This is a genomic window from Bradyrhizobium sp. (assembly GCF_049581145.1).
GTDB lineage: Bacteria > Pseudomonadota > Alphaproteobacteria > Rhizobiales > Xanthobacteraceae > Bradyrhizobium.
Map to the genome: position 1 here is coordinate 1 of NZ_JBAURI010001305.1, position 9,287 is coordinate 9,287.

A 9,287-nucleotide genomic window follows, 5' to 3' on the forward strand; every position below is an offset into this window, starting at 1 on the left:
GTGATCATGTGCAAGATCTTTATCGGCGCCGACCCGGCTTTGTACGACACCTCGACCCGCTCGATAAGGCTGCACGGGGTCGTGACCAGCATTCGGCTGGAAACGCTGTTCTGGAACGTGCTGACCGAGATCGGCCGGCGTGACGACATGAGCGTCGGCCAGCTGATCACAAGGCTGTACGATGAGATCACCGAAGCCCGCGGTGAGGTCGAGAACTTAACCTCGTTCCTGCGCGTCTGCTGCCTGCGTTACCTGTCCCTGCAGATCTCTGGCGGCATTCCCGGCGATGTCTCGATTCCGATCCGTTCACTGGACGCCGATGAAATTCTCGCGCGCGAGCAAGCCTCTTGCATCCACGGACCCGGCGCTCGGAACGACGGGACCACAGCGCCCGCGCACGCGAACTTCGTCACATCGGAAAGGCGCGCTGTCCCCGCTGCACCGCAGACGATTTGAGTCCGGTCATTCTCCCAGTGAGAAGCGACGACCGAATCAGGCCGCTCGCGCCGGCGGCCCGCCCGCCTCGAGTTCGGCAACTTCGTCATCCGTGAACACGCGGCTGCGCGTCAAAAACCTGACGCCTTCCGGCGCTTCCGCGGAAAAACCGGAGCCACGCCCGGGCACCACGTCGATGATGAGTTGCGTATGCTTCCAGTATTCGAATTGCGCGGCGCCGATGTAGAACGCGCAGCCGGCGATTTCGCCCAACAACACGTCCTGCGGTCCAACGCGAAAGTCGCCGACCGGATAGCACATTGGAGACGATCCGTCGCAGCAGCCGCCGGACTGATGGAACATCAGCGCACCGTGCTGGACCTTGAGCCGGGCCAGCACCTCCGCGGCTTTTTCCGTGATCTCGACCCGATCGACCATCGCCTGTCCTCCTGGATGACGAACGCGGGCACAGGGGATCCCCCTGCGCCCGCGCCCAATGCCGCGTCTCAGAAGAAGCCCAGCGCCTTGGTCGAATAGCTCACCAGGATGTTCTTCGTATTCTGATAGTGGTCGAGCATCATCTTGTGGTTCTCGCGACCGATGCCGGATTGCTTGTAGCCGCCAAACGCGGCGTGCGCCGGATAGGCATGATAGCAATTGGTCCAGACCCGGCCGGCCTGGATCTCGCGTCCGAACCGGTAGGCGCGGTTGCCGTTTCGGGTCCATACCCCCGCGCCAAGGCCATAGAGCGTATCGTTGGCGATGGCGAGCGCATCCGCATCGTCCTTGAACTTCGTGACCGAGACGACCGGTCCGAAGATCTCCTCCTGGAAGACGCGCATCTTGTTGTGGCCTTCGAAAATCGTCGGCTCGATATAGTAGCCTTCGGCGAGTTCGCCCTCGAGTTTCGCCCGCTTGCCGCCGGTGAGCACTTTCGCGCCCTCCTGCTTGCCGATGTCGAAATAAGACAGGATCTTTTCGAGCTGGTCGTTGGAGGCCTGCGCGCCGATCATGGTCGTGGCATCGAGCGGATGGCCCTGCTTGACTTTCCTGGTCCGCGCGACCGCCCGCTCCATGAACTTGTCATAGATCGATTCCTGCACCAGCGCGCGGCTCGGGCAGGTGCAGACCTCGCCCTGATTGAGGGCGAACATGGTGAAGCCCTCGAGCGCCTTGTCGAAGTAATCGTCGTCGGCATCCATCACGTCGGCAAAGAAGATGTTCGGCGACTTGCCGCCCAGTTCCAGCGTGACCGGAATGATGTTGTCGGAGGCATACTGCATGATCATGCGCCCCGTCGTCGTCTCACCGGTGAAAGCGATCTTCGCAATGCGCTTGTTCTGCGCGAGTGGCTTGCCTGCCTCGATGCCGAAGCCATTGACGACATTGATCACACCGGCCGGAAGAATGTCGGCGATCAATTCCATCACGACCAGAATGCCGAGCGGCGTCTGCTCAGCCGGCTTCAACACCACGCAATTGCCGGCGGCCAAGGCGGGCGCCAGCTTCCACGTCGCCATCAGAATCGGGAAATTCCAGGGAATGATCTGACCGACGACGCCGAGCGGCTCATGAAAATGATAGGCTACGGTGTCATGATCGATCTCGGAGATGCCGCCTTCCTGGGCTCGTATCACGCTGGCGAAATAGCGAAAATGGTCGACCACCAGCGGCATATCAGCGTAGGTGGTCTCACGGATCGGCTTGCCGTTGTCGAGCGTCTCGACCAGCGCGATCAGGTCCAGATTGGCTTCCAGCTTGTCCGCGATCTTGTTCAAGATCCGCGAACGCTCGGTGACTGACGTCCTGCCCCAGGCGTCCTTGGCCTTGTGCGCGGCGTCGAGTGCGAGCTCGATATCCGCCGCAGTCGACCGCGGCACCTGGCAGAGCAGCTTGCCGGTCACCGGACTCGGATTGTCGAAGTACTTTCCCTCGACGGGAGCCACCCACTTACCGCCGATGAAATTGTCGTATCGCTCGCGGACGAGGAGCTGCTTGGAGACTTTATCCAGAGCCTGCTGATACATGGTGTTTCCTCCTGGTTGTTGCGCCTTTTGGCGTCGTCGTGTTGGGTCGTTTTCGAGAAGCTGGACTGAGGCTGAATGCCCCCACTACGAGCCGGCCTTGAACTGGCCAGTCTTGCTGATTCAAGTCTTGCTGATTCAAGTCTTGCTGATTCAAGTCTCCCCCGTCTAAGGCGCGTCGACCTGGGGCGGCACCGTCTTCCAGTTGACCGCGAGCGCAGCTGCCGAGAGTGTGCTCCCCGCCGACTCGCCCGTCAACGCTATATTCCTGCGACTATTTCGCGTCTGGGTCACAATTCTCTAACGCGGCGACGGCTGCCGGTTTTGGAAAACATCCGCATCGCCGATCGCAGAAATGAAGCTTGCGGCGCTCGCCGACCGGACCGGAACGAACGGCTTTCCGCTATCCCGGCAGCATTTCTTGATCTGCAAAACGGCAGCATGGCTGACACAGTCCACCGGAAACAAAATGGCGGAGGCCCGGCTGATCAGTCCGGGCAGCGCCGTCAATTTCTCTTCGATGCCTCCGTCATGGACGAGCAATGTCCCTCCCCTCCTGGCGACGATCGCCTTCAGCTGATCGATCAAGCCAGGGCGTCCGCCCACGTAGAGCAGGGTGAGCCCTCCGAGCGCCGGTGCGGCGTCCGAGCCTGGGTCGTCCTCGTCATCTCTGCCGAATTCGGCTTCGAGCGCGAGCACTTCTCGCCGCAGCTGATCATTCTGCTTGTTCAAGCTCGCGGCAAATTTGTGCGCCTTCTTGAGCTCATCCTCCAGCGCCGCAACCCGCGCCGCCAACTGGCTCGAATGAGCTTTTTCCGAGTCGAACCGTTGCAGAAGAGCCTGCGCCGTCATCGCGCCCGCGGTCAATTCGGCGGCTGCCCGCGCGGCGCTTTCCTGCCGGCGAACCTCGATCTCGAGGCTTATGACCTTGCGCAAGAGTTCCGCGCGTTCGCTCGCGCTGTCCAACAGACGGGCCTCCTGCCGAGCAATCTTCTCGTCGCGCTCGCCGAGTTCGCGCTCCAGCGTCCGCAATCGGACGATGTCGATCCGGTTCGACGAGCCCACCATGTGCGACAACATGTGCACCTGGCCGAAAGCCTGTTCGACGAGCGGACGGTCGGTCGCGGGATGCGTCAGAAGAGCCCAATAGCCGCCGGGAATGCCGCCTTGGTCGAACGCCTCGAGCCAAAGCTCTCTCACTTGTTCCCTGGTTGAAGCCTTCGAAAAACGCCTGATCGCCGCCTCATGGCGCGCATCCAGCGTCTTGTTGAGCTGCTTTCCGATAAAATCGCGGTTCGCGGCGCCGTTCACGCCATAGCTGTGCAGCGTATGATCCGACGCGGTCCTGGCGGTGGGATCACCCAGCTTGACGAAGAATTGACGCAACTCGGCGGCTGACAGGCATGTGCCGATAATCGAGCAATGGAGCGCGGGCGCGATATCCCAAAGCTTGGCTCGCCGGCCCTTTGCGACGGCCACAACGAGCGGCGGCGGATCTTCGCGCCCGCGCAGCAGCAGTGTGCTCATCCCACTTCGCTGATTCTGGCGAACAATTGATAGATTTGACACTCATTCTCCCGAAATCGATATAGTTCGTTGGATATAACGCTAGCCTGCAACCGGCTTTCTGGCAATACGGGTGGTGCCCGATGTCTGGCCGATCTTGTCCGGGCCCGGGCCGTGACGCAGCATACCAAATCGGGGGGATCGGTCGGTCCCGGAGGATTGGCAAGTGAGCTCGCGTTTTAATGGGAGTGGCGATGAAAGCCAGGCATGACGACGGCAGCGCAGGCGACGCCAATTGCGCGCGCATCGGTGAAGGTTATGCGCAATACCGCAGGCCGGATCGGCGCATTGCGGCGATGATCGAACAGGCGCTCGCAACCGCTCGAACCGTTCTCAACGTCGGTGCCGGCGCAGGCTCCTACGAGCCCGCCGATCGTTCGGTCACAGCCATCGAGCCGTCAGCTTCGATGCGCGCGCAGAGACCGCCTTCCCTGCCCGTTGCAATCGATGCCGTCGCTGAACATTTGCCGTTTGCCGACAACAGTTTTGACGCCAGCATGGCGACCTTCACAGTGCATCAGTGGCCCGATCTGACAGCCGGACTTGCAGAGATGCGACGGGTCACCCGAGACAACCTGGTCATTCTGACCTGCGATCCTGACGAGTTGGACCGGTTCTGGCTTCACGACTATGCGCCGGAGGTCATTTCGGTCGAAGCGCGCCGATACCCTCGGATCGAGATGATCACAGCTGCACTGGGTGGCCGCACTGAGATCGTTCCTGTCCCGATCCCGCTGGACTGTACCGACGGCTTCGGGGAAGCCTATTACGGCCGACCGGAATGCCTGCTCGAACCCGGCGCCCGGCGCGCGTGCTCGGCCTGGAGCTTTGTAGAGTCACCGGTGGAGGCTCGGTTCGTGGAAGAGCTCCGCAGCGACCTCAGCAGCGGCAAATGGGACGCCGTATACGGCCATTTGCGCAAGCAGGCCCATTTCGATGGTTCTCTGAAACTCATCGTCGGCCAGATGGAAACAAGCTGACCTCGCATGGCAGCCCCGAAGGCGGACAAGTGCATCGCGGCGCAGCAAGATGTTGGCAACGATTGCAGAAATGCAATTCGACGCCGAGAAGCCGCTCTCTGAAGTTTGTTCGCTGATCGAACCTCGACTGCCTCGCACAGACATCCGCCGCAAACGACCTGCTCACCTTTGCGAAAGCCACGCTTTCAAGTTTTCGAACCCGCGCCTAGAGTTCGACATCGGGTTCATTCGTGGCTGCCATCGTTGGATCGCAGCCCTGTCGCTGCGCCATCGCAACGCAGCGAGCCGATGGCTGATGATGATCGGCCCCTGAGGCACGGCCTCGTCCAACTCACCTCGATCAGGACTCTCAACCATGAAAAAAGAACACAGCATTGTACTGTGCTCGCTTGCACAGGGAGATTTGCTCAAGACCCGTTGCGCGCGTGCGCTCGGCACCGCCGGATTGGCACTGATGCTTGGCGCGATGTCCGTTGGCATCGCGCGGGCCGAAAGCGCGCCGGTCGGCGTTCCCGATAGGAGTTTTCCGGAAAGCGTGACATCGACCAAGGACGGCACGCTCTATGTGGGCAGCTTCAACCTTGGCGGCGTGGTGAAAGCCGCGCCCGGAGGCAAAGCGGAACAATTCATCAAGCCAGGCTCCGGCGACAGCCGTTCCACGCTCGGCGTGCTTGCCGACGAGAAAAGCGGCATGCTGTATGTCTGTTCCAATGACATCACCGGCTTTGGCGTGCCCGGACCGGGCGATACGAAGGGGGCGTGGCTGAAAGTCTTCGATCTCGCCAGCGGCGCGCTGAAGGGCAGCGCTGCCCTGAAGGATCCGAAATCGCTATGCAACGACATTGCCGTCGGCCCCGACGGGACGGCTTACGTCACCGACTCCTTCACGCCAAATGTGTACAGCTTGAAGCCGGGTGGCACCGCGCTCGAGGTCTGGGCAACCGACCCGCTTCTGGCGCCGGCGAAGGATGGCGTCGGTCTCGACGGCATCGCGTTCGGATCGGACGGCAATCTCTATGTCACGACCTATATCCCGGCGGCGCTGTTCCGGATCGCCGTCAGGGATGGCAAGGCCGGCGCGGTCACCGCGCTGAAATCATCCCGCGCACTGGATCATGCGGATGCGATGCGGACGTTCGGCGACAGCTTGTTGCTGATCGAGGGGAACGGCAAACTCGACAAGATCACGATCAAGGGCGACGATGCCGAGATCGAGACCATCAAGGACGGCTTCACCGAGCCCGTCTCGGTGACGCTGGTCGGCGATACCGCGTGGGTCGCGGAAGGCAAATTGTCCTATATCATCGGCGACAACAAGGGGAAGGACCCTGGCCCATTCACGCTGAAGCCTGTCGCATTGCCCAAGTAAGGCGCGCGCCGCCACTTCAAGGCCGCGGCCGGTTCGGCTTGGTCAGGCCGAAAACGCGGGCACAACAGCCCGCGTTTTTATCTTCGATTGGGCAAACGCCGATTCGGACCGTCAGACATTCAGGTTCATCCACACCGCCTTCGGCTCGGTAAAGTTATCGATCGCGGCTGTGCCGTGTTCGCGGCCAAGGCCGGAATCGCGCTCGCCACCCCAAGGCAATCGCACATCGGTATAGCCATAGGTGTTGATCCAGACCGTGCCGGCTATCGCCTTCTTTGTGAAGCGCTGCGTCCGTCCGATGTCACGGCTCCAGACACCTGCGGCCAGGCTGTAAGGCGTGCCGTTCGCGATCCGGATGGCATCGGCTTCGTCACGGAATTTGATGACGCTGACCACGGGGCCAAAGATCTCTTCCTGCGAGATGCGCATCTCATGCTGGACGTTGGCAAACACCGCAGGGCTTATGAAATGGCCTCGATCGCCGACGCGTTCGCCGCCGGTCGTCAGCAAGGCGCCCTCCTGCTGGCCCACGTCGACGTAGTCGAGAATGCTCGTCATCTGCCTCTCCGAGATCACCGGACCCAGAACCGTGGCCCGATCGCTGGGATCGCCGATGCGCAGCGCGTTCGCGCGCGCCGTCAACCGCTCCACCACTTCATCGTAAGCCTTTTCCTGGACCAGCACGCGTGACCCCGCCGAGCACACCTGTCCCGCATTGAAAAACATCCCGGCCGCAGCCGCCTTCGCGGCGGCATCGAGATCGGCATCGTCGAAGATGACGTTGGCCGACTTGCCGCCGAGTTCGAGCGACACGCGCTTGAAGTTGCCTGCTGCTCCCCGCATGATGCCGCGGCCGACACCGGGCGATCCGGTGAAAGTGACCTTGTCCACGTCGGGATGGTTGACCAGCGCCTCGCCCACGACACGGCCCGGACCCGTGACGATATTGAGCACGCCCGCCGGCAGACCCGCCTCGAGCGCGAGCTCGGCAATGCGCAGCGCCGACAGCGATGTCAGCTCAGCTGGTTTCATCACCACCGTGCAGCCGCAGGCCAGGGCCGGCGCGAGCTTCCACATCCCGATCATCAGCGGGAAGTTCCACGGCACGATCGCCGCCACCACGCCGATCGGCTCGCGCACCGTATAGGTTAGGGCGTCCTCGCGCGTGGACACGACCTCGCCGCTGATCTTGTCGGCCCATCCCGCGTAGTAGGTCAGCGTATCGATGGCCGCCGGGAGATCCTGACGCAGCACGGCCGCGATCGGCTTGCCGGCGTCAAGGCTCTCCAGTGCGGCGATTTCGTCGCCATGCTTTTTCAGCAGCTCAACCCATCGAAGCAGGATGTGGCCGCGCTCGGCGGCACGCATCGTACGCCAGGGACCTTCGAAGGCACGCCGCGCAGCCGCTACCGCACGATCGACGTCGATTTCGCTGCCTTCCGCGATGGTGGCGATGATCTGTTCGGTCGCCGGATTGAGCGATTCAAAGGTGGGCCCGGACGCAGACGCAACCTGCCGGCCATCGATCAACATCAACCTGGGCTTGTCGCCAGCAGCGGCAGGCACCGCATCTGTCGAATAGTCATATGCAATTGACATCATATCTCCTCCCGCTTCTTGACCTTGAACATAGGAAGCAGTTTCAACTGGTAAATATGATATGGGCTGCCTATTGAACAACCTCGACGATATGAAGTTCACTTCATGATTTGGGTGCGCTGATGCTGCAGATCGAAATCGAAACCGTCTGGCGATTTCACAGGGACGACAGCCCGCAGACCGCGGTCGTGATGCTCGGGATCCTCAACGAGATCAGAAAGACCGGAAAGCTGACCAGCGCGGCCGAACACGCTCACCTCTCCTACCGGCACGTCTGGAATCTCGTCGAGCAATGGACCGACTTCTTCGGCGTCCCGTTGGTCGAAACCCAGCGCGGCAAGGGCACCAAGCTGACGGCATTCGGGGAGAAGCTGGTCTGGGCCGGAGAGCGCATGCAGGCGCGTCTCGGCCCGCAACTGGAAAACCTGGCGCAGGAGCTTGCCACCGAGATCAAGCCGTTTTTGCAGCAACGCCCCTCGGTGATCCGCGTCCACGCCAGTCATGGCTTCGCGGTCTCGAAACTGCGGGAACTGCTGGACCGCGAGCCTGGTATCGGCGTCGACCTGCGTTATGTCAGCAATCAGCATTCCCTGATCTCGCTGGCACAGGGAGCCTGCGATCTGTCGGGCGTCCATCTGCCGCACGGCGAATTGCGCGCGCAAGGCATTCAGGCCTGCAAGGAGTGGCTCGATCCGCGCGAGGACCGTGTCATCAGTTTCGTGACGCGTGAAATGGGCCTGATGGTCAAGCCCGGCAATCCGCTCAAGATCGCGTCATTGCAAGACCTCGTCGGCCGCAAGGCCCGCTTTGTCAATCGCGACCACGATTCCGGAACGCGGCTGTTGTTCGACCAGTTGCTCGCCTTGCACGAGATCGACGAGAGCAAGATCAACGACGCGCAGCAAATGGAATTTACCCATGCCGCCGTCGCCGCCTATGTCGCCAGCGGCATGGCGGATGCGAGTTTCGGCGTCGAGGCCGCCGCACGGCAATTCGGACTCGATTTCATCCAGATGCTGACGGAAGATTATTTCTTCGTCTGCAAGCGTGCCTTTCTGGAGACCGAGCCGATGCAGCGCGTGCTCGACGTGATGAAGGGCCACGCGTTTCACGACGCCATCGCAGCACTGCCCGGCTATATCGCCGCCAATACCGGTGCGGTCAGAACCGTCAAGGAGTTTCTGGAGCGGATGGATGCAAGCCGATGAAGGCTCGGTGCGGCCCTTTGCATCTCTGAACAAACACCCTCAGGGCGATTTGTCCTCGGACCTGCAAGGTCGTGCTCGTCGTTCGTGCCGCTCCCCAAAGCTGTAC

9 protein-coding genes are annotated in these 9,287 nt (G+C 61.6%); 5 read left to right on the forward strand and 4 right to left on the reverse strand.

Translation table 11 applies throughout. The features are described 5' to 3' along the window. Positions 1–456: ribbon-helix-helix domain-containing protein (locus tag WCB02_RS41690; RefSeq protein ID WP_423968789.1), on the forward strand; the 456-nt coding region annotated here is incomplete at its 5' end. A gap of 36 nt (positions 457–492) precedes the next feature. On the opposite strand, the gene WCB02_RS41695 is transcribed toward WCB02_RS41690, so the two are convergent. From WCB02_RS41695 to WCB02_RS41705, 3 genes are all read right to left on the reverse strand, one after another. Next, positions 493–873: a DUF779 domain-containing protein gene (locus WCB02_RS41695; RefSeq protein ID WP_423968791.1), complete on the reverse strand. Its 381-nt coding sequence runs from the start codon at positions 871–873 to the stop codon at positions 493–495. A gap of 68 nt (positions 874–941) precedes the next feature. After that, positions 942–2,462, reverse strand: a complete 1,521-nt coding sequence (gene adh / locus WCB02_RS41700; protein ID WP_423968793.1) for an acetaldehyde dehydrogenase ExaC — start codon at positions 2,460–2,462, stop codon at positions 942–944. 297 nt (positions 2,463–2,759) lie between these two features. Next, entirely contained in the window at positions 2,760–3,986 is a 1,227-nt protein-coding gene (locus WCB02_RS41705; protein ID WP_423968796.1) for a DUF2325 domain-containing protein, read from the reverse strand. Between the two features lie 335 nt (positions 3,987–4,321). Here WCB02_RS41705 and WCB02_RS41710 point away from each other — a divergent pair, with 335 nt between their 5' ends. The 3 genes from WCB02_RS41710 to WCB02_RS41720 are packed head-to-tail and all read left to right on the forward strand — an operon-like array spanning position 4,322 to position 6,374. Then, a complete protein-coding gene (locus WCB02_RS41710) occupies positions 4,322–5,005 on the forward strand; it encodes a class I SAM-dependent methyltransferase (RefSeq protein ID WP_423968799.1) in 684 nt (227 codons plus the stop codon). A gap of 49 nt (positions 5,006–5,054) precedes the next feature. Next, positions 5,055–5,318, forward strand: coding sequence for a hypothetical protein (locus WCB02_RS41715; RefSeq protein WP_423968801.1), 264 nt, complete (start codon positions 5,055–5,057; stop codon positions 5,316–5,318). Positions 5,319–5,360: 42 nt separating this feature from the next. Next, the gene (locus WCB02_RS41720; protein ID WP_423968803.1) at positions 5,361–6,374 is read left to right on the forward strand and encodes an SMP-30/gluconolactonase/LRE family protein; all 1,014 of its coding nucleotides are present in this window, start codon (positions 5,361–5,363) and stop codon (positions 6,372–6,374) included. Positions 6,375–6,485: 111 nt separating this feature from the next. Here the strand turns inward: WCB02_RS41720 and WCB02_RS41725 are convergent, their stop codons facing one another. Next, on the reverse strand, positions 6,486–7,973 hold the full coding sequence (locus tag WCB02_RS41725) for an aldehyde dehydrogenase family protein (RefSeq protein WP_423968805.1): 1,488 nt from the start codon (positions 7,971–7,973) through the stop codon (positions 6,486–6,488). Between the two features lie 122 nt (positions 7,974–8,095). Here WCB02_RS41725 and WCB02_RS41730 point away from each other — a divergent pair, with 122 nt between their 5' ends. Then, positions 8,096–9,181 (forward strand): substrate-binding domain-containing protein, encoded by a 1,086-nt coding sequence (locus WCB02_RS41730; RefSeq protein WP_423968807.1) that lies wholly within the window; start codon positions 8,096–8,098, stop codon positions 9,179–9,181. Positions 9,182–9,287: the final 106 nt, after the last annotated feature.